Below are 21711 nucleotides of genomic sequence, written 5' to 3' on the forward strand. Positions count from 1 at the left end.
ATCGAAGGGAGGGGATTAGATGTCTTCTAAAGATGATTGGATTTTTATTTTTCTTGCTATCTTTGGTGCTTATCTTACATCAGAAACTCCCAATCCTAGGAGAAATGAATTATTAAGAAGACGTTTTTTGAAAAAGAAACATCTTTTATCAATTACTAGAATGGAGGAAAATTTGGTTTTAAAAAATCGTCTTAAAGAATTGCGTGCGCGCGATGGCCTAAATCAGACACAGCTAGCCAAAATGGCTAAGGTTTCTAGACAGACCATTAGTCTTCTGGAGCGTAACGAATACACTCCATCAGTGGTTATTGCACTACGTATTGCACACATATTCAATGAATCTGTCGAAAATGTTTTTAGTCTTGATGAAGAGGGAGAAGAATGATGAATAAAACAAAACAATTAACAACTAAACAACGTATTTTATTTTATCTAGGCCTTGTCGCCATTAGTACTCTTGTGGGAGGAATTACTGGTGTCTTAGGTTTAGGATTTGATGGCAAGATTTTAAAATTTAATTTTGATAGTCTAGTCTTTTTAGTTCGTGGACTTGCAATAATTTCTGTTCTGCTTAACTTGTGGTTTATATACCAAGCAAATCATTATTATAATCGCAATGAACAGTTGGATGATAATCTTGATGAAGAGGTAAGTTATGATACTTATCGTAAAACGTTTAAGAATTTAGAATTTGCGAATATTTTTTATAATATTTCTTCTGCTTTGGTTCTTTTTCTATTGCTTGGATGTTTGCTTAAATTTCACGATGCTATTGTAAGTGAAGGGCATATGTTTTGGAAAATTCAAATTGTTGATATTGCCTTATTTATTTTGATGGTAGTTCTCCAAATTATTATTTTTAAACTGAATCAAAAAATTCGTCGCTATAAGATTTCGACATTCCCAACCATTGCTGAAGTAAAAGAATTTTTATATTCTTACGATGAAGGTGAGTTGCAAGCTAATTATGAACAATCTTTCTTGATTGTTTTCAATCTCAATTATCGCATCATTCCAGCTATTTACGTTATTTTGTATTTGTTAGCTTTCTTCACATCATTGAATGTTGTGTCAGGAATTATAGTCGTAGTGGCACTTCATATCTATATCAACCTTGCTAACATTCGGTTCGTTAATAAATATTTCAGAAAATAACAAAAATTATTATTGACAGCTCTTTCAATTCGTGCTAATCTAAGAAAGAATTGAATAGTTTTCTTCGGGGCAGGGTGTGATTCCCGACCGACGGTAATGTTGTCTCGTTGATTGCTATTTGCTTTTATTCATTGTTGACGCCTTTTGCTTAACACCAGTTATGTCTGCGAGGAGTCGCCTAAACTAAAAGCAAATCATCAATCAACTTTGTTTGGTCTGACATGCAGATGAGAGAGCTAAGTCCGTGAGCGCAAGCTGATCTGGTGAGATTCCAGAACCGACAGTATAGTCTGGATGAGAGAAGAAGTTGATAGAGTATCAAAGAGTGAGTCTCTTACTTTTTGGAATACTTTTTTAGTTGTCTTTAATTGCCTCGTAGTGTATTGCTACGAGGTTTTTGATTGCAGTTAATAGTTTTGGTGCCGTTTAATACTGGCACAGGAATGACTAATCCCGGGGAAAAGAGTTTTAGCTAGGTAGCTAAGCTTGTTTTTCTTGGGATTTTTTGTTGGAAAGGAGGCTTATATGCACGAAGCTTATATGGCACAAGCAATTGCAGAAGCTAGAAATGGCTTTAGGCAGACCTATACCAATCCTTTGGTTGGTGCGGTCATCGTTAAAGATAATCGTGTGATTGCTCGTGGAGCGCATTTGCAGTATGGTCATGAACATGCTGAGAAAAATGCAATTTTACATTGTGAAGCCCCTGAAGAACTGCTCAATTCAACACTTTATGTAACGTTAGAACCTTGTCATCATCGAGGAAAACAACCGCCTTGTACACAGGCAATCCTGGATTCTGGCATCAAAAAGGTCGTGGTTGGACAACTTGATCCCAATCCTTTGGTTGCTGGAAAGGGGGTGGCCTTTTTAAGAGAACAAGGGATTGAGGTTATTACTGGTATTTTGGAAAAAGAGGCACGAGCACTTAATCCGCATTATAATTTTTATTACGAACATCAGCGTCCTTATGTGGTTTTGAAGCAAGCGGTGAGTTTAGATGGGAAAATCGCAATGTTAGGTAGCAGAACAGCTTTGACTGATGATGAGACTAGCCGTTTTGTTCATGATGAGCGCGATGATTATCAGGCTATTTTGGTCGGGGCAGATACCGTTTTGATTGATAATCCAAGACTATTGGGAGCTGGGACAAGTTTGTATTCGCCGGTTCGCGTTGTTTTGGACGAAGCAGGACGCATTTTTGAAAAACAAGACCTACAGATTTTTACCAATGGTGCGGCTCCGGTACTCATTTTTAGTAGGCGCAAGGTTTCGGATTTGCCTAGTCATGTTAAGGTGATTGATTTGCCGAAATTTTCGATTGCGAATATCTTACAGGCGCTTTATGATGAAAAAATTCAGTCTGTTTATGTTGAGGGCGGAGCAGGTGTTCATGATGCTTTCTTAGATAGTGGACTTTGGGATGAAATCATATCGTATGTAACCCCTAAACTTATTGGTGGTAATGGCAAAGCAGCGATGTCAAGTTTTCGTTTGGTAGAAGAAGTGCTTGAACTACAAGATTTTTCTGTTCAAACAATTGGCAATAATGTCCGTTTGTCAGCTAAAAGGAGGTCAGAATGTTTACAGGATTAATTCAAGAACAAGGGCGCATTAGTCGAATGGTTAAACACCAGCATAATATTAAATTAACTTGTAAAGCATCTCGAAAATTGCTAGCAAATTATAAAATCGGTGATAGTATGGCAATCAATGGTGTCTGTCTAACTTGCGTTGCAAAAGCAGGTGATCTGTTTACGGTGGATATTATGCCAGAAACCTTTAGAAGAACGATTTTTTCAACTTGTCGTATTGGGGATTTGGTCAATTTAGAGCTGGCAATGTCTGCTAATGCTCGTTTTGAAGGTCATCTTGTGACAGGGCACGTTGATAACCTTGCGACACTTGTTCAAAAACAAAGTGATGAAAATGCTATCGTACTTAGCTTTGCTTTTCCAAAAGAACTGGAAGGTCAAATCGTGGGGCAGGGGTCAATCGCAGTTAATGGTGTTAGTTTGACGGTGGTATCTGTCAAGTCAGGACAATTTAGCGTGTCTTTAATTCCACACACAGCTAAAGCAACGAATCTGGCTCAACTTAAAAAAGGCGACAAGGTCAATATTGAGACTGATATTTTAGCAAAATACATGCAGGCACAAGTAGCAAGGATGAAAGGAGAATAAATGTTTAAGGATGTTGAAAAAGCACTTGCTGATTTAAAAGCAGGTAAATTAATTGTAGTGGTTGATGATGATGACCGCGAAGCAGAAGGAGACTTGGTCGGTTTAGCAGAATTGGTAACTCCAGAAAATGTGAATTTTATGACAGCGCACGCGCGTGGCTTGATTTGCGCACCAGTGTCAAAAAGCATTGCTGAGCGTTTGGAACTTTCTCCAATGTCAGAAGACAATACTGACGCGCATGGTACAGCCTTCACTATTAGTGTCGACCACAAGGAGACATCAACGGGTATTTCAGCATTTGATCGTGCTAAAACGATTCAAGCTTTGGCCTCACAAAGCAGCAAAGCTAGCGATTTTCATCGACCTGGTCACATGTTTCCTTTAGTGGGACGAAGTGGCGGTGTTTTGCAACGTCGAGGGCACACCGAAGCTAGTCTTGATTTGGCGCGTTTGGCTGGTAGCACAGAAGCTGCATATATTTGTGAAATTCTAAAAGAAGATGGCACTATGGCCCGCAAGGCTGATTTGCATGCTTATGCTGAGAAGTGGGATTTGACCATGATTGAAGTGGGCGATATTACACGTTATGTGAGTTTTCAAGATAGCCCAAAGGTAAAGTTACCATCGGCTTACGGTGATTTTGAGTTACGTTTGTTTGAAGATGAAGAACACCGTGAGCATGTTTTGCTGTCAAAGGGTGATTTAACAAGTGATGAACCGCTTTTAGTTCGTCTGCATTCCGAATGTTTGACAGGAGATATTTTTGGTTCTTTACGTTGTGATTGTGGCGAGCAACTACATGCGGCGATGAACCAAATTGATAAAGTAGGTCGCGGAGCTATTCTATACCTTCGACAAGAGGGACGTGGCATTGGACTTAAAAACAAACTTAAGGCTTACCAGTTGCAAGAAGAAGGTATGGATACCTATGATGCCAACCTTGAACTTGGTTTTGCACCAGATGAGCGAGATTATCAAATTGCGGCAGATATTCTATCATTTTTGAACATTAAACAAATCAAGTTATTGACTAACAATCCTGACAAGTTAGAGCAACTTGAAAAATCTGGCGTTGAGATTGTTGAACGCTTGCCTTTGCAGATGCCGGCTCATCAAGAAAATCGTGCTTATTTGCAAACCAAACAAGAAAAATTTCATCATTTACTACATATCGTATAAGGAGAAAAATCATGACAACATTTGAAGGAAAATTTATCGGAAAAGACTTAAAGATTGCTATCGTAGTTGCACGTTTTAATGAATTTATCACCTCAAAATTATTGGGAGGTGCCATGGATGGTTTGATTCGCAACGAAGTGGCTGAAGAAGATATTGATGTTTATTGGGTTCCAGGTGCTTTTGAGATTCCATTCATGACCAAAAAAATTGTTGCGACTAGCAAATACGATGGAGTTATCACACTCGGAAGTGTTATCCGTGGGTCAACTAGTCATTATGACCTTGTTTGTAATGAAGTGGCAAAAGGTGTTGGTCAAATCAATCTTACGAGTGATATTCCAGTCATGTTTGGCGTGATTACGACAGAAGATATCGAACAAGCTATCGAACGCTCAGGTTCAAAAGCTGGAAATAAAGGTAGCGAATGCGCACAAGGTGTGCTTGAAATGATTAATTTGGCAAAACAAATGTAATAGAAAAAAAGCTAAGACGATTTGTCTTAGCTTTTATGGTGTTAAGCTTAGAGGTTTAAAGGATCATTTTTTTACTAAAAACATTTTTCCTTGTGTTGGTATGATGATAGCTAGCGCTAAAATGACGAAGACTAGAGTTAACAGTCCAGCTGTGCCATTAACACTGAGAGAATAAAGGTAAGGTGACATGCCTTTTGGTGCGTAGCTTCCCCAGAAGATAAAGCCAGCGACATAGTGCCAGAAGTAGCGGACAAAAACAGCAAGTGTGGCACCGATAGTAGAGTAAATCAAAGCACGTCCTTTATTGTCTTTAGAAAGAGCATTTTGAAATGGCGCAGATAAAAATCCAGCTAAGCCCATTGAGATAAAGGCAATGATGTATTCAATAATAACTTGTGATAAAGCCAAGTACCAAACTTTTCCTAAAATGAAATGAAGTAATCCCCAAATCAAACCAGCCAAAGTTCCATATTTTGGACCACGTCTTAGAGCAAAGAGAACGACAGGGACAGTACCAAATGAAGGGGTGAACCAGCTAGCAAAATCTGGAATATAAGATAAGGCCATGGCAAAAGCAGCAACAAGTGCAGTCTCAATTAAAGCAGACAATTGAGAATTCTTCGACGACATAAAAAAGCTCCTTCTAACACAAAGGAGCTTTTCTGATAATATGTTCAATGCTATTTTAATCACGTTTAAAAAAGTCATATCACAATCCCTACGCTCGTCCTAACGAGATCAGGTTATCAGGATTTCGCAAATGCGATCTCAGCCGATGGCACTCCTTTGTGAATTCAATTTGTTTATAGTCTAGCATGAAAGAAACTTTCTTGTCAAGACAGTTCGAAAATATTTTTTGAAAATTCTAATCAAGGCCATAATTGTAATCATCATCTTGCATAGCTTCAACAGAACCAAGAAGGTATCCGTTTCCGACCTGACTAAAGAAGTCGTGGTTTGAAGTTCCTGTTGAAATACCATTCATGACGATTGGGTTGACATCATTTGCAGTATCAGGGAAAAGCGGGTCTTGCCCTAAGTTCATGAGAGCTTTGTTGGCGTTATAGCGTAAGAAAGTCAGAACTTCCTCAGTCCAGCCAACTTGGTCATAAAGTGTTTTAGTATAATTTTCTTCATTTTCATAGAGTTGGTAAAGCAAATCATACATCCAATCACGTAATTCGTCTTGTTCTTCTTCGGATAATTCATTGAAACCAAGCTGGAATTTATAGCCAATGTAAGTGCCATGAACAGATTCATCACGGATAATTAATTTGATAATTTCAGCGACATTTGCCAATTTATTGTTACCAAGATAATAAAGAGGGGTGAAAAATCCAGAATAGAAGAGGAAGGTTTCAAGGAAAGTTGAAGCAACTTTTTTTTGCAGAGCAGTACCATTTTCATAAATATCATTAATGATTTTAGCTTTTTTCTGCAAATATTCGTTGTTATTTGTCCATTCAAAAATGGCTTCAATCTCTGATTTTGTATTTAGGGTTGAAAAAATAGAAGAGTAAGATTTGGCATGGACTGACTCCATGAATTGAATATTGTTGAGAACAGCTTCTTCATGAGGTGTTCTGACATCTGCACGAATAGCTTCAACACCAGATTCTGATTGCATGGTATCAAGAAGAGTTAAGCCACCAAATACCTTACCAACCAAATCTTTTTCTTGGTCTGAGAGTTTACGCCAGTCATCTAAATCATTTGAGAGAGGAATACGTGTATCTAGCCAGAATTGTTCTGTTAATTTTTCCCAAGTTGATTTATCAATGACATCTTCAATCTCATTCCAATTAATGGCTTTATAATATGTAGTCATGTTTCTGATTTCTCCTAAGAGTAGTTATAAGAAAGCCAGCCAGAAGACTGGCGCTTCAATTGAAGTTCTTTAAGTTGTACCGGTTCAAGTCGTCACATAGCAGTTATCACACAAAACCAAATGACTCGATACTAGTCATTTGATGAAGTTAGTAAGTGAACTAGGGAATCCGCCATAGCGGTTGCCGTCTTGTTATTAGGTCCTTTAGGACCAATAACAAGTGTTCAGTTAAATCACACAGCTTTCACATTGGTTTGAACCGACTTCTTCACCGTCATCAGTGAAGGTACGGATGTAATAAATAGATTTAAGGCCTTTATTAAAAGCGTAATGACGCAAGATAGACAGGTCACGAGTGGTTTGTTTACTTTGTGTTTTCCATTCATAGAGTCCTTCTGGAATATCGCTGCGCAAGAACAAGGTGAGTGATAATCCTTGATCGACGTGTTCAGTAGCTGCAGCATAAACATCAATCACTTTTCGCATATCCATATCATAAGCAGACGTGTAGTAAGGAATTGTATCTGTCGACAAACCAGCAGCAGGGTAATATATCTTACCAATTTTCTTTTCTTGACGTTCTTCAATACGTTGTGTAATTGGATGAAGTGAAGCAGAGACATCGTTGATGTAAGAAATAGAACCATTTGGGGCAACAGCTAAGCGATTTTGGTGATAGAGCCCGTCTGCTATGATAGCATCACGAAGCTCAGCCCAATCTTTACCACTAGGGATAAAATGATCTGCAAAAAGTTCTTTCACGCGATCAGATTTTGGTACAAATTCACCTGTGATGTATTTATCAAAGTAACTTCCGTCCTCGTATTTTGACTTTTCAAATCCTACAAATGTCTGCTTGCGTTCGCGGGCAATCTGATTAGATTCGACTAATGTCCAGTAATTGAGCAACATGAAATAGATGTTTGTAAATTCAATAGATTCCGGACTTCCATAGTGAATATGGTTTTGAGCTAGGTAGGTGTGAAGTCCCATGGCACCAAGCCCAAAAGTATGAGCTTGTTCATTACCATGCTTGATTGTTGGCACAGCTTCAATTGATGACGTATCTGAAACAAAAGTTAGAGCGCGTGTCATAGCTTTAATAGAGCGACCAAAATCTGGAGAAGTCATCATATTAACCACGTTAGTTGATCCTAAATTACATGAAATATCTGTTCCCATTTTGACAAATTCTTGGGCATCATTGATAATGCTTGGTTTTTGAACCTGAAGAACTTCAGAACATAGGTTTGACATGATGATTTTACCATCGATTGGATTAGTATGGTTAGCTGTGTCAATGTTAATTACATAAGGATAACCAGATTCTTGTTGGAGTTTTGAAATTTCCGTTTCCAAATCACGCGCTTTAATCTTAGTTTTAACAATGTTAGGATTAGCAACCATTTTGTCGTATTCTGCTGTGATGTCTACATAGCTGTAAGGAACACCGTACTCACGCTCAACACTATATGGACTGAAGAGGTACATGTCTTCATTTTTACGTGCTAGTTCGTAGAATTTATCTGGCACAGTGATTCCAAGTGACAGTGTTTTGACACGCACTTTTTCATCAGCGTTTTCTTTTTTAGTAGATAAGAAAGCCATGATATCTGGGTGGAAAACATCCAGGTAAACCGCACCAGCACCTTGGCGCTGCCCCAGTTGGTTAGAATACGAAAAGCTATCTTCAAAGAGCTTCATGACTGGCACCACACCAGATGCTGCGCCTTCGTAACCTTTGATAGGAGCACCAGCCTCACGTAGATTTGAAAGGCTAATACCAACACCGCCTCCGATACGTGACAATTGCAAAGCTGAGTTGATAGAACGTCCGATAGCATTCATGTCATCAGTAACTGAAATTAAAAAACACGATACAAATTCTCCACGTCGACTACGACCAGCATTCAAAAAAGAAGGCGTAGCTGGTTGGTAACGTTGGTTAATCATTTCAGTGGCTAAATCACGCGCCAACTCCTCATTACCGTCAGCAAAATAGAGAGCATTAAAAAGGACACGGTCTTCGATATTTTCAAGGTATTGGTTGCCGTCATTTGTTTTTAAAGCATATTGCTGGTAAAACTTGTAGGCTGCCATGAATGATTTGAAGCGGAAGTTGTGAGCTTGTAAATCTTTTGCCAGTGTCTCGATAAACTCTAGCGAATATTTAGCGATGAATTCAGCTTCAATGTAGTCATTTGTGATTAAGTAGCTGATTTTTTCTGAAATATTTTTAAAAGTCATTGTATTTGGAATGACATTTTCAGAAAAGAAAGCTTTCATAGCTTCTTTATCCTTATTTAAGGGGATTTGTCCATTGACTGGACGGTTAATTTCATTATTAAGGCGAAAGTAGGATACATCGCCGAGATTTTTAAGACTCATAAAATATGGCACCAAGCCCATTAATCGGGCCAGGTAATTCCTTTCTAATTAAAGATGGAAGTAATGTAATTAAACAATTTCTTTTAACTTACTTGGTTGAAAGCCTGAGAATACGATATCACCGGCTTTGATAACTGGAGCAGCAGTGAAGCCAAGACTTTTAACGTAATCAATCATATCTGGGCGTTCGTCGATATTAATTTCTTGGAAATCAGCCCCTTCTTTTTCCAAAAGTTTTTTAGTCATTTTACATTGCATGCAATTATTTTTTGAAAATAGTGTAATTTTATTAGCCATTAGGCTTTCCTCCATAAATCGTTATCTTTTTTTAATTCAATGTTTAATTAGAATAGCCAAAATTTGACTAAAAAGCAAACAAAAAGGCTTACAAAAACACTATATGTAGTATCTACATTCTGCAAACGGTACAAAATATAGTAATATCAAGACTTTTGCAGATTCAACAAATAAGGTAACAAGTGGTGTCAGAAAAGCTGACACGCTCTTGTGAATTAATGTTGACAAAATTTTCTGAATTTTGTATAATTAAAACACTATAATTAAAATCGGGGGTCCGTACATGACAGAGTTCTTATCTAAATTTTCTTTCAAAGAGAATGACTATTCTTACCTAAATCTTGAAGAAGCCGTTTCTCATTATGGAGGAAATATCAAAAGAATCCCTTACACTATTCGTATATTACTTGAAAGTTTACTCAGAAAGTATGATGGAGTAGATGTTACAAAAAGTCACATTAAAAATTTAGCAACTTACAATCCTAAAAACATTCAAGGCGAAGTGCCATTCAAACCAAGTCGTGTTATCCTACAAGACTTCACTGGTGTACCAGTTGTGGTTGACCTTGCCTCAATGCGCGATGCCATTGTTTCAAACGGTGGTGATGCAGAACTTATTAACCCTGAAATCCCAGTTGATTTGGTTATTGACCACAGTGTTCAAGTCGACTTCTTTGGCTGTGACACAGCTTTAGAAGATAACATCAACATGGAATTTAAACGTAACAATGAACGTTATGAATTTTTGAAATGGGCTGAGAAATCATTTGATAACTACCGTGCTGTTCCACCAGCAACAGGAATTATCCACCAAGTTAACATTGAATATTTAAGTGATGTTGTCATTGAAAAAGATGGCATGCTTTACCCTGATTCAATGTTTGGTACTGATAGCCACACAACAATGATTAATGGTATTGGTGTACTTGGTTGGGGTGTCGGAGGTATCGAAGCCGAAGCAGCAATGCTTGGTGAAGCGTCATTCTTCCCGATTCCAGAAGTCATCGGTGTGCGTTTGACTGGTAAATTACCAAAAATTGCTACTGCGACTGATTTGGCACTTAAAGTAACACAAGTCCTTCGTCAAGAAAAAGTCGTTGGTAAATTCGTTGAGTACTTCGGTGATGGTTTGTCAAATCTTAGTCTTGCAGAACGTGCGACAATTGCTAATATGGCACCTGAATACGGTGCTACATGTGGTTATTTCCCAATCGATGATGAAACACTTAACTACATGCGTTTGACAAACCGTGATGAAACTCACATCGAATTGACAAAAGAATATGCTAAACGTAACAATCTTTTCTACGATCCAGAACATCAAGCTGAATACACTAAAGTCGTTGAAATTGATTTGTCTACTATTTCACCAAGTATCTCTGGACCAAAACGTCCACAAGATTTGATTGATTTGACACAAGCTAAACAAACTTTCCAAGAAAGCTTGGTACGTGAAGCAGGTGTTCAAGGATTTGGTCTTACAGCTGATGAAATTAATAAAACAGCAACTGTTCATTTTGAAGATCAAGATGTTGAGATTAAGACTGGACATGTGGCAATTGCAGCTATCACGTCATGTACGAATACCTCAAATCCTTACGTGTTGATGTCAGCTGGACTTCTTGCCAAAAATGCTGTTGAACGTGGTCTACGCGTAGCTCCAACAGTTAAAACATCACTTGCCCCAGGTTCAAAAGTGGTGACAGGTTATCTTCGCAACTCTGGTTTGCAAACTTATCTAGATACACTTGGCTTTAACATTGTTGGTTACGGTTGTACAACATGTATCGGTAACTCAGGTAGCCTTCGTCCAGAAGTAGCTGAGGCAATTACAGATACTGATTTGTTAGCGTCAGCAGTTTTATCAGGTAACCGTAACTTTGAAGGACGTGTTAATCCACTTGTCAAAGCTAATTTCCTTGCTAGCCCACCGCTTGTTGTGGCCTATGCACTTGCTGGAAATACTAACATTGATTTGACAACTGAACCACTTGGTTTTGATCAAAATAACGAGCCAGTTTATCTTAAAGACATTATGCCAACAAATGATGAAGTGGCAAAATATGTTGACAAATTTGTCACACGCGAATTGTTCGAACATGAGTATGAACATGTCTTTACAGATAGTGAAAAATGGAACCAAATTCCAACAGAAGAAAGTAAAATTTACCATTGGAATGAAGCGTCAACATACATCCAAAATCCACCATACTTTGATCACTTGGGTGATGATTTGGCTATCAAACCACTTAAAAACCTTAAACCATTGGCTAAATTTGGTGATAGTGTTACAACTGACCATATTTCACCAGCTGGTAACATCGCTAAAAATAGCCCTGCCGCTAAATACTTGACTGAACACGGTGTAGATTACCTAGATTTCAACTCATACGGTAGCCGTCGTGGTAATCACGAAGTCATGATGCGCGGAACATTTGCCAATATCCGTATTCAAAACCAATTAGCCGATGGTAAAATTGGTGGTTATACAAAATATAACGGTGAATTGATGCCAATTTATGACGCAGCAATGCATTATAAAGAAGATAATGTTGATACTTTAGTTATTGCTGGTAAAGATTACGGTATGGGATCAAGTCGTGACTGGGCTGCTAAAGGTTCAAATCTTCTCGGTGTTAAGGCTGTTCTTGCTGAAAGTTTTGAACGTATTCACCGCTCAAACCTTGTTATGATGGGTGTGTTGCCATTGCAATTCTTAGAAGGTGAAACAGCAGAAAGCCTTGGATTAACAGGTTACGAAACATACGATATTAACCTTTCAGAAAATCCTGGTATTCACGATATTATTGATGTGATTGCACGTGATGACTCAGGTGAAAAACACTTTAAAGCCATGGTACGTTTTGATGCGGATGCTGACATCCGTTACTACAAAAACGGCGGAATTCTACCAATGGTTGTTAGAAAGAAATTAGGGGGTGCTTAATATATGACAGGATCAAGTGGATTAAAAGACTTAATCGCCTGTAATACCCGTATTAGCTCGATTATTAATGATAATCTATCTTACGCAGGTTATAATATTTCAGAATTGATGGACAATGACGCAAGTTTCGAAGAAGTGATTTACCTTCTTTGGAACCTTCATTTGCCAAATAAAACACAACTTGATGATTTTGTAAAATTACTTCGTGATAATTACGCTATCAGTGACGCTGTTGTGCAATGTATTATGATTCAATCACGTAATCATTTACATCCAATGAGTGTTCTTCGTTCAACAGTTAGCCTACTCGGAGTTTACAATGTTAATGCGGAAGATAACTCAGAAGAAGCAACTTACGAACAATCTATTCAATTGATGGCAAAAATGCCAACCATCATTGCAACTTTTGCTCGTTTGCGTGAAGGAAAAACACCTGTAGCACCACGTAAGGATTTGTGCTTTGCGGCTAATTTCCTTTATATGCTAAATGGTGAAGAACCAACAGAATTGCAAGTTAAAGCTTTAAATCGAGCTTTGGTTCTACATGCTGACCATGAATTAAATGCCTCAACATTTGCCGCACGTGTTTGTGCGTCAACATTGGCTGATATTTATTCTTGTGTAACGACAGCGATTGGTACTCTTAAAGGCCCTCTTCACGGTGGTGCTAATGAACGTGTCTTTGACATGCTAACTGAAATCCGTGAAATGGGTGATACTAAAGCTTATCTAAAAGAAAAACTTGATTCACAAGAAAAAATCATGGGATTTGGTCACCGTGTTTATAAAACACAAGACCCACGTGAAAAATACCTTCGTGAAATGGCTCAAGCTTTGACAGAAGGAACAGAAAATGAAGTTTGGTTTAATTTGTCTCGTGAAATTGAAGATTACATGAAACATACTAAAGGTTTGATTCCAAACGTCGATTTCTATTCAGCAACAGTTTATCACGTGCTTGGTATTGATAGTTCAATCTTTACGTTGATTTTTGCCATGAGTCGTGTTGCTGGTTGGATTGCTCATATTCAAGAACAACAAAAACATAATAAATTGATTCGTCCACGTTCTCGTTATAAAGGTGAACTTGGTTTGAAATATGTTCCACTTGAAGATCGTTAAGAAAGATTACGAAAGGAAAAAAGGAAAATTATGGCTGATAAAATCACTTTAGAAAATGGCCAATTGGTCGTTTCTAATCATCCAATTATCCCTTTTATTGAAGGGGATGGTGTTGGACGTGACATTTGGAAAAATGCGCGTGCTGTCTTTGATGCTGCTGTTGAAAAAGCTTATCAAGGTCAAAAGAAAGTTGAGTGGCATGAACTTTTAGCTGGTAAAAAAGCGCATGAAGCAACTGGCAAATGGTTACCAGAAGAAACGCTTGATACGATTAAAGAAGATTTGATTGCTATCAAAGGCCCTCTAGAAACACCAGTTGGTGGCGGAATCCGTTCACTAAATGTAACGCTTCGCCAAGAATTGGATTTGTATGCTTGTGTTCGTCCAGTTCGTTATTTTAAAGGAATTGAAAGTCCACTTAAAGAACCAGAAAAAACAAGTATTACTATTTTCCGTGAAAATACCGAAGATATTTATGCTGGTATTGAATGGGAAGCTGGCACTCCTGAAGTGAAAAAAGTCATCGAATTCTTGCAAAATGACATGTCTGTCAGCAAGATTCGTTTTCCTGAAACAAGTAGCATTGGTATTAAACCAATTTCAAAAGAAGGCAGTGAACGTTTGATTCGCTCTGCTATTGAATATGCTCTTGCTAATCAATTAACAAATGTCACAATCGTTCACAAAGGAAACATCCAAAAATTCACTGAAGGTGGCTTCCGAAAATGGGGTTATGAATTAGCAGAACGCGAATACGCAGATGAATTGGCAAGTGGAAAATTGGTTATGAATGACATTATTGCCGATAACTTCTTGCAACAAATTTTGCTTAATCCTGAAAGATTTGATGTTGTGGCTTTGACAAACCTTAATGGTGACTATGCAAGTGATGCTCTTGCTGCTCAAGTTGGTGGTATCGGCATTTCACCAGGTGCTAATATCAACTATGTGACTGGCCACGCTATCTTCGAAGCAACTCACGGAACAGCACCAGATATTGCTGGTAAAGATATCGCTAATCCTTGTTCAGTTCTTTTATCTGGATGCATGTTGTTTGATTACATTGGATGGACTGAAGTTGCTAGCTTGATTTCTCAAGCAATTGAAAAAACATTTGCAAAAGGTCAATTCACAGCAGATTTAGCACAAGGCGGAAAAGCTTGCTCAACAAGTGAATTTGCTGCAAAACTTATTGAAAATATGTAAAACATAACCTAGGACAAGTCTTGTTCTAGGTTTTTTGCTATAATGAGAATAGTTTAAATTTTAGAGGTTGGAGTTTTATGGGCTATTCTGTGACGGATGTCGTTTTTCTATTTTTTATCTATTCATTCATTGGTTGGCTTTGGGAGACCATCTATTGTTCTATAAAAGATAAAAAGTTTGCTTATCGTGGCTTTTTGGTCGGACCGTATTGCCCAGTTTATGGCTTTGCGGTGACAACTGTTTTGTTAGCAACACAGCCCTTTCAGCATAATCTTTTAGGTCTCTTTGTTAGTGGTATGCTTGTGGCAACGATATTTGAATTTATTGCAGCTTGGTTGCTGGAGACCTTTTTCCACATGAAACTTTGGGATTACACCAATGAAGTTGGAAATATTAAAGGTTGGATTGCCCCAAGAATCTCTCTTTTTTGGGGATTTAGCATTGTTATTCTTGTTAAATTTATTCAGCCTGGTGTGATGCGTTTGATAAATCATTTGAATCAATGGATAGCATTAGGGATTGTTTGTCTTATGACAGCTGATTTGATTTGGACAGTCCTTGATACGGTGAAATTCCAACAAGCAGCGCAAGCTTTTGAAAAATATGTTCGTGCAGAGCAAGAAAAATTACGAGAAACGGTTAAAAATGAAGTGGGAGACTTGTCAAAACAAGCCGAAGTCTTCAGTAAGCGTTTGGATAATCTGCGACTTCATATTAACGATACATTAAAAGCAAAAGGAGTACAGCCATTTCGTTTTAACCAACGTCGTATGCTTCGAAACTATAAAAACTTCAGTTTGACTACGGCACCATTCTTTAATGAGCTTCGAAAACAAACAGCGGCTTTGAAAAGAAAAAAGGTTGAGAAAAAAGATTAATCAATAAATGGAAGCGAGTTCAACTTGTTTCTATTTATTTTTGAAAAAAACAGGTAATTTTACAGCTAAAAAATGTCGATTTTCCTTAATTTTTCAAAAAAGAAGGCGCATACAAGTTACCTAACTATTGAAATAAAAAAGGGTTTATGCTATAATCATAGCTTGTAAGGGTTATCATAAGGTAATCCGAAAAAACACAAATAAAAGGAGAACCATAATATGGCTTCAAAAGATTTTCACATTGTTGCAGAAACAGGTATTCACGCACGTCCAGCTACTTTGCTTGTTCAAACAGCTAGCAAATTTGCTTCAGACATCACTCTTGACTACAAAGGTAAAGCAGTAAACCTTAAATCAATCATGGGTGTTATGAGTCTTGGTGTTGGTCAAGGTGCTGACGTAACTATCTCTGCTGAAGGTGCTGACGCTGATGACGCACTTGCAGCAATCGAAGAAACAATGACAAAAGAAGGATTGGCTTAAGAAAATGACAGAAATGCTTAAAGGAATTGCCGCATCTGATGGTGTTGCTGTTGCTAAAGCGTATCTACTTGTTCAACCTGATTTGTCATTTGAAACTGTTACAGTTGAAGATACAAGTGCAGAGGAAGCTCGCCTAGATGCCGCATTGAAAGCATCACAAGACGAGCTTTCTATTATACGTGAAAAAGCAGTAGAAACACTTGGTGAAGAAGCAGCTGCCGTATTTGACGCACATTTAATGGTTCTTGCTGACCCAGAAATGATCAGCCAAATTAAAGAAACTATTCGTGCAAAACAAACTAACGCAGAAGCAGGACTTAAAGAAGTGACTGACATGTTCATCACTATCTTTGAAGGAATGGAAGATAACCCATACATGCAAGAACGTGCCGCAGATATCCGCGACGTTGCTAAACGTGTATTGGCTCACCTTCTTGGTGCTAAACTTCCTAACCCTGCCGCAATTGATGAAGAATCAATCGTTATCGCACACGATTTGACACCTTCTGATACAGCCCAATTGAACAAAAAATTCGTTAAAGCCTTTGTTACTAACATTGGTGGACGTACAAGTCACTCAGCTATCATGGCTCGTACTCTTGAAATTGCCGCTGTTCTTGGGACAAACGATATCACTAGTCGCGTTAAAGATGGCGATATCGTAGCTGTAAATGGTATCACTGGTGATGTTATCATCAATCCAACAGATGAAGAAATTGCTGAATTTAAAGCTGCTGGTGAAGCATATGCTAAACAAAAAGCTGAATGGGCTCTTCTTAAAGATGCTGAAACAGTAACAGCTGATGGTAAACACTTTGAATTGGCAGCTAACATTGGTACACCTAAAGACGTTGAAGGTGTTAACGCTAATGGTGCTGAAGCAGTTGGTCTTTACCGTACAGAATTCTTGTACATGGATTCACAAGATTTCCCAACTGAAGACGAACAATATGAAGCATACAAGGCTGTTCTTGAAGGCATGAATGGTAAACCAGTTGTGGTTCGTACTATGGATATCGGTGGAGATAAAGAACTTCCTTACTTCGACCTTCCAAAAGAAATGAACCCATTCCTTGGATTCCGTGCACTTCGTATTTCTATCTCAGAAACAGGAAATGCAATGTTCCGTACACAAATCCGTGCACTTCTTCGTGCATCTGTACACGGACAACTTCGTATCATGTTCCCAATGGTTGCCCTTCTTAAAGAATTCCGTGCTGCTAAAGCAATCTTTGATGAAGAAAAAGCTAACCTTAAAGCTGAAGGTGTTGCTGTTTCAGACAACATCCAAGTTGGTATCATGATCGAAATTCCAGCTGCAGCAATGCTTGCAGACCAATTTGCGAAAGAAGTTGACTTCTTCTCAATCGGAACAAACGACCTTATCCAATACACAATGGCTGCTGACCGTATGAACGAACAAGTTTCATACCTTTACCAACCATACAACCCATCAATCCTTCGTTTGATTAACAACGTTATCAAAGCAGCTCACGCTGAAGGTAAATGGGCTGGTATGTGTGGTGAAATGGCCGGCGACCAAAAAGCTGTTCCACTTCTTGTCGGAATGGGACTTGATGAGTTCTCTATGTCAGCTACATCAGTTCTTCGTACACGTAGCTTGATGAAGAAACTTGATACTGCTAAAATGCAAGAATACGCTAACCGTGCTCTTACAGAATGCTCAACAATGGAAGAAGTTCTTGAGCTTAGCAAAGAATATGTTAATGTTGACTAATTAACATGAGGAAGCTTTTAACGTTTTTGTTAAAAGCTTTTTTTAATGTTAAAATTTTAAAACTTTTATCGGATTTGATTTAAGTGTCTAGTATTTTTTATAATGGAAAAATATTCAAGAAAGTTATAAAATACAAATAATTGATTAATTGAAAAATTCTCTAAATTCTGATTATACCAAAACATAAGCGGTAATGAGAGAAGTTTTCTCATTTTGTTAGATATTTTATAATTATAACTATTTGACGATACAAAGTTTTTGTCTAAATTTTCAGACTTTTTTCGTGTTTAAATATTGAAAAAAGTTAAAAAAGTGATAAAATGGAGTTATCACATTTAAAAGGAGATATCACTTGACTAAACAATATAAAAATTACGTCAACGGTGAGTGGAAACTTTCTAAAGAAGAAATCAAAATTTACGCTCCCGCAACTGGTGAAGAACTTGGTTCTGTTCCAGCAATGAGCCAAGAAGAAGTAGACTATGTTTATGCATCTGCTAAAGCAGCTCAAAAAGCATGGCGTGCACTTTCATACGTAGAGCGTGCTGAATACCTTCACAAAGCAGCAGATATTTTGATGCGTGATGCTGAAAAAATCGGTGCAGTTCTTTCAAAAGAAATTGCTAAAGGTTACAAATCAGCCGTTGGTGAAGTTATCCGTACTGCTGAAATCATTAACTATGCCGCTGAAGAAGGTGTACGTCTTGAAGGTGAAGTTCTTGAAGGTGGAAGCTTTGATCCAGCAAGCAAGAAAAAAATCGCTATTGTTCGTCGCGAACCAGTAGGATTGGTACTTGCTATTTCACCATTTAACTATCCAATCAACCTTGCAGGTTCTAAGATTGCTCCTGCCCTTATTTCAGGGAACGTTGTTGCCCTTAAACCACCTACGCAAGGTTCTATCTCAGGTCTTCTTTTGGCTGAAGCATTTGCTGAAGCTGGACTTCCTGCAGGTGTCTTCAATACAATCACAGGACGTGGTTCAGTTATCGGTGATTACATTGTAGAACACGAAGCTGTTAACTACATCAACTTTACAGGATCTACACCAGTTGGTGAACACATTGGTCACTTGGCTGGTATGCGTCCAATCATGCTTGAACTTGGTGGTAAAGACTCAGCTATCATCCTTGAAGATGCTGATCTTGACTTGGCTGCTAAAAACATCGTTGCTGGTGCTTATGGATACTCAGGACAACGTTGTACAGCTGTAAAACGTGTTCTTGTTATGGATAGCATTGCTGACAAATTGGTTGAAAAAGTATCTGCACTTGTTAACAACTTGACTGTTGGTATGCCAGAAGATAACGCTGATATCACTCCACTTATTGATACAAAAGCTGCTGATTACGTTGAAGGTCTTATCAAAGATGCTCAAGAAAAAGGTGCTAAAGAAGTTATTTCATTCAAACGTGAAGGTAACCTCATCAGCCCAGTATTGTTTGATAACGTTACAACTGACATGCGTTTAGCTTGGGAAGAACCATTTGGTCCAGTCCTTCCATTTATCCGTGTAAACTCAGTTGAAGAAGCTATCGAAATTTCAAACAAATCTGAATACGGTCTTCAAGCTTCTGTATTTACAAACAACTTCCCATTAGCATTCAAGATTGCTGAACAACTTGAAGTGGGTACTGTTCACATTAACAACAAAACACAACGTGGTACAGATAACTTCCCATTCCTTGGTGCTAAAAAATCTGGTGCTGGAACACAAGGTGTGAAATATTCAATTGAAGCTATGACAACTGTCAAATCTACTGTATTTGATATTGCCAAATAATAGATAAAAGGTTAGAACTTTGTTCTAGCCTTTTTTATTTTTCAGAAATAGAAGTAATGAAAGTTGTTCTTTTTTTGAAAATTTTTAGAAATTATTTCTTTTTTCTAATATTTTTACACTTTTAATTATGAAAACGCATACTTTTTTGGTAGAATGAAATTAACCATACAATAGGAGGTAGAAAATGGTAACACGTAATCAATTTTCAACTTTAGAAATGCGCAAATCAAGTCCGTATTTTTCTGCATTAAAAACTATTGTCGAAACAGCATTTTATGAAAACCAGGTTCACCCAATTAAAACCTTAGAAGAGGCATATCAACTGGCTTCAAATGCTGCAGGTACAGTGATTTTAGACATGCCTGTCATTCATACTAAGGAATTGGGACTGCCTTCCTATGCTCGTGTGTTGTTAACAAATTCTGGTGCAGTCGTTGGACGAACAGCTAAAGCACGTCGAATTTTTGGTCAAGACGAAGATGAAGATGAACGTTTGCTATCCATTGTTAGAAGTGCAGTTTATCAAGCGCATCGTCGTCAATTTTACAAAGCTGATGCTATTGTAGGGTTAGATGAAAAATTCATGGTACGTGCACATTTGATGGTACCTGAAGAAGAAATTAACAATCTTTATTCATGGTTATTGAATTTCCAAATTTTGGATGAAGAGTTTAAGAATCGCTTGAAAGTCTCTAAATCTTACGATGAAGATGACATTTTTGTTTTCTTTGATCCTAAATGGTCTCATCCAGCTTATCCAGATGGTCTAGTTTATTTTGATACTAACCATAACTGTGTTGCTATTTTGGGACTTAATTACTTTGGTGAGTTGAAAAAAGCTACCTTGACACTTGCTTGGGGGACAGCGGCCCGTAATGGCTACGTTTCTTGCCATGGTGGTTTGAAGATTTTCCAAGGTAAGGAAGATGGAAATGACTATGTGGCATCATTCTTTGGTTTATCTGGTTCAGGAAAATCTACTCTAACTCATGCTAAGCACAATGGTAAATATGATATCAAAGTTTTGCATGATGATGCTTTTGTCATTTCAGAGAAAGATGGTTCATCTATTGCACTAGAACCATCCTATTTTGATAAAACCAATGATTACCCAACAGGACACCCAGAACAAGATTTCTTTGTAACAGTACAAAATTGTGGGGTGACTTTGGATGAAAATGGTCGTAAGAAATTGATGACAGAAGATATTCGAAATGGTAATGGTCGAACGGTTAAGTCTCGTTTCGCAACACCAAATCGTGTTGACCATATTGAAGAGCCAATTAATGCTATCTTCTGGATTATGAAAGACGATTCACTACCTCCATTGATTAAGGTTAATGATCCTCTGATGGCAGCTACAATGGGTTGTACTTTGATGACCAAACGCTCAAGTGCTGAAAATATTGAAGGTAATAGACAAACGCTTGTTATTGAGCCGTTTGCTAATCCATTTAGAGTTTATCCTTTGGTTGAGGATTATCAAAAATTCCGTTCATTATTTGAAGGAGATGTTGATTGTTATATCATTAATACCGGAACTTATATGGGACAAAGTATTCCAAAAGAAGTTTCTCTTGGCATAATTGAAAAAATTGTCGATGGCGATACAGAATTTAAAGATTTTGGTCCAATCGAAGGCTTTGAATACTTAGCTTTACCGGAATACCCTGTTCACAATTTTGATAATAAGTACAAACAACTCATCCGCTCTCGTATGCAGTTCCGCTTGAATTATTTGTTATCATTCAACCAAAATAATCCAAAACTTGCTTTGCCAGTTGAAGCTATCTCACGTTTGGAAAGAGTTATTAATAATTTGAAATAAGAAAAGGGAGTGAGACAAATAAAGTCTCCAGTGGAGATTTTATTCATGAGCCTAAAAATTAAAAAGCGAATTAGTAATTTCGTAGAAATTCGATTTCTCAGCAAGTCTTAATTTCTTGTTGCTGACCTAAAACGGTCTATTCCCAGACCGTTTTTGACACTTACTCCGTAAGTTTTATTTCCCGATTAAAAAGGTTCACCGAACCTTTTTAACTCACCCCCGC

At 37.8% G+C, this 21711-nt stretch carries 18 protein-coding genes and 2 riboswitches; of the genes, 14 read left to right on the top strand and 4 right to left on the bottom strand.

Annotated elements, in window-relative coordinates:
- The first annotated feature begins 19 nt into the window (after positions 1–19).
- The 6 genes from BLP98_RS09530 (at position 20) to ribE (ending at position 4990) form a co-directional block, all read left to right on the top strand.
- Complete coding sequence (locus BLP98_RS09530) at positions 20–385, top strand: helix-turn-helix transcriptional regulator (RefSeq protein ID WP_234792783.1); 366 nt, start codon at positions 20–22, stop codon at positions 383–385.
- A complete protein-coding gene (locus BLP98_RS03520) occupies positions 382–1155 on the top strand; it encodes a DUF3169 family protein (RefSeq protein WP_234792784.1) in 774 nt (257 codons plus the stop codon). The genes BLP98_RS09530 and BLP98_RS03520 overlap by 4 nt, the downstream gene beginning before the upstream one ends.
- Before the next feature lie 56 nt (positions 1156–1211).
- A riboswitch (FMN riboswitch) is annotated at positions 1212–1465 on the top strand.
- 215 nt (positions 1466–1680) lie between these two features.
- Positions 1681–2751, top strand: a complete 1071-nt coding sequence (gene ribD, locus BLP98_RS03525; RefSeq protein WP_074481944.1) for a bifunctional diaminohydroxyphosphoribosylaminopyrimidine deaminase/5-amino-6-(5-phosphoribosylamino)uracil reductase RibD — start codon at positions 1681–1683, stop codon at positions 2749–2751.
- Positions 2736–3338 (top strand): riboflavin synthase, encoded by a 603-nt coding sequence (locus BLP98_RS03530; RefSeq protein WP_074481945.1) that lies wholly within the window; start codon positions 2736–2738, stop codon positions 3336–3338. Before ribD ends, BLP98_RS03530 begins: the two co-directional genes overlap by 16 nt.
- Positions 3339–4517 carry a bifunctional 3,4-dihydroxy-2-butanone-4-phosphate synthase/GTP cyclohydrolase II gene (locus tag BLP98_RS03535; protein ID WP_074481946.1) on the top strand — a complete coding sequence of 393 codons (1179 nt, stop codon included), beginning with the start codon at positions 3339–3341 and terminating at the stop codon, positions 4515–4517. It abuts the gene before it with no gap.
- Positions 4518–4528: 11 nt separating this feature from the next.
- A complete protein-coding gene (gene ribE / locus BLP98_RS03540; RefSeq protein ID WP_074481947.1) occupies positions 4529–4990 on the top strand; it encodes a 6,7-dimethyl-8-ribityllumazine synthase in 462 nt (153 codons plus the stop codon).
- A gap of 63 nt (positions 4991–5053) precedes the next feature.
- On the opposite strand, the gene thiT is transcribed toward ribE, so the two are convergent.
- The 4 genes from thiT to nrdH all read right to left on the bottom strand — a co-directional run bounded on the left by thiT (position 5054) and on the right by nrdH (position 9503).
- A complete protein-coding gene (gene thiT, locus BLP98_RS03545) occupies positions 5054–5620 on the bottom strand; it encodes an energy-coupled thiamine transporter ThiT (RefSeq protein WP_074481948.1) in 567 nt (188 codons plus the stop codon).
- Between the two features lie 68 nt (positions 5621–5688).
- Positions 5689–5786: riboswitch (TPP riboswitch) on the bottom strand.
- A gap of 69 nt (positions 5787–5855) precedes the next feature.
- Positions 5856–6818, bottom strand: a complete 963-nt coding sequence (nrdF, locus tag BLP98_RS03550; protein WP_074481949.1) for a class 1b ribonucleoside-diphosphate reductase subunit beta — start codon at positions 6816–6818, stop codon at positions 5856–5858.
- Positions 6819–7046: 228 nt separating this feature from the next.
- Positions 7047–9206, bottom strand: a complete 2160-nt coding sequence (gene nrdE / locus BLP98_RS03555) for a class 1b ribonucleoside-diphosphate reductase subunit alpha (protein WP_074482233.1) — start codon at positions 9204–9206, stop codon at positions 7047–7049.
- A 69-nt stretch (positions 9207–9275) separates the two neighbouring features.
- Complete coding sequence (gene nrdH / locus BLP98_RS03560) at positions 9276–9503, bottom strand: glutaredoxin-like protein NrdH (protein ID WP_074481950.1); 228 nt, start codon at positions 9501–9503, stop codon at positions 9276–9278.
- A gap of 283 nt (positions 9504–9786) precedes the next feature.
- On the opposite strand from nrdH, the gene acnA reads away from it, so the two are divergent.
- The 8 genes from acnA to BLP98_RS03600 all read left to right on the top strand — a co-directional run bounded on the left by acnA (position 9787) and on the right by BLP98_RS03600 (position 21488).
- Positions 9787–12450: an aconitate hydratase AcnA gene (gene acnA, locus BLP98_RS03565; protein ID WP_074481951.1), complete on the top strand. Its 2664-nt coding sequence runs from the start codon at positions 9787–9789 to the stop codon at positions 12448–12450.
- A gap of 3 nt (positions 12451–12453) precedes the next feature.
- Complete coding sequence (locus BLP98_RS03570; RefSeq protein ID WP_074481952.1) at positions 12454–13572, top strand: citrate synthase; 1119 nt, start codon at positions 12454–12456, stop codon at positions 13570–13572.
- Between the two features lie 30 nt (positions 13573–13602).
- The gene (gene icd, locus BLP98_RS03575) at positions 13603–14778 is read left to right on the top strand and encodes an NADP-dependent isocitrate dehydrogenase (RefSeq protein ID WP_074481953.1); all 1176 of its coding nucleotides are present in this window, start codon (positions 13603–13605) and stop codon (positions 14776–14778) included.
- A 77-nt stretch (positions 14779–14855) separates the two neighbouring features.
- Complete coding sequence (locus BLP98_RS03580) at positions 14856–15656, top strand: putative ABC transporter permease (RefSeq protein ID WP_074481954.1); 801 nt, start codon at positions 14856–14858, stop codon at positions 15654–15656.
- 219 nt (positions 15657–15875) lie between these two features.
- The gene (locus BLP98_RS03585) at positions 15876–16139 is read left to right on the top strand and encodes a phosphocarrier protein HPr (RefSeq protein ID WP_003064009.1); all 264 of its coding nucleotides are present in this window, start codon (positions 15876–15878) and stop codon (positions 16137–16139) included.
- A gap of 4 nt (positions 16140–16143) precedes the next feature.
- Positions 16144–17877 (top strand): phosphoenolpyruvate--protein phosphotransferase, encoded by a 1734-nt coding sequence (gene ptsP, locus BLP98_RS03590; protein ID WP_074481955.1) that lies wholly within the window; start codon positions 16144–16146, stop codon positions 17875–17877.
- Positions 17878–18229: 352 nt separating this feature from the next.
- Complete coding sequence (locus tag BLP98_RS03595; protein WP_074481956.1) at positions 18230–19660, top strand: NADP-dependent glyceraldehyde-3-phosphate dehydrogenase; 1431 nt, start codon at positions 18230–18232, stop codon at positions 19658–19660.
- A 184-nt stretch (positions 19661–19844) separates the two neighbouring features.
- A complete protein-coding gene (locus BLP98_RS03600) occupies positions 19845–21488 on the top strand; it encodes a phosphoenolpyruvate carboxykinase (ATP) (protein ID WP_074481957.1) in 1644 nt (547 codons plus the stop codon).
- The last annotated feature ends 223 nt before the right edge of the window (positions 21489–21711 follow it).

Origin of the sequence: Streptococcus equinus (assembly GCF_900104225.1) — a bacterium.
In the GTDB taxonomy this organism is placed as follows: domain Bacteria; phylum Bacillota; class Bacilli; order Lactobacillales; family Streptococcaceae; genus Streptococcus; species Streptococcus equinus_D.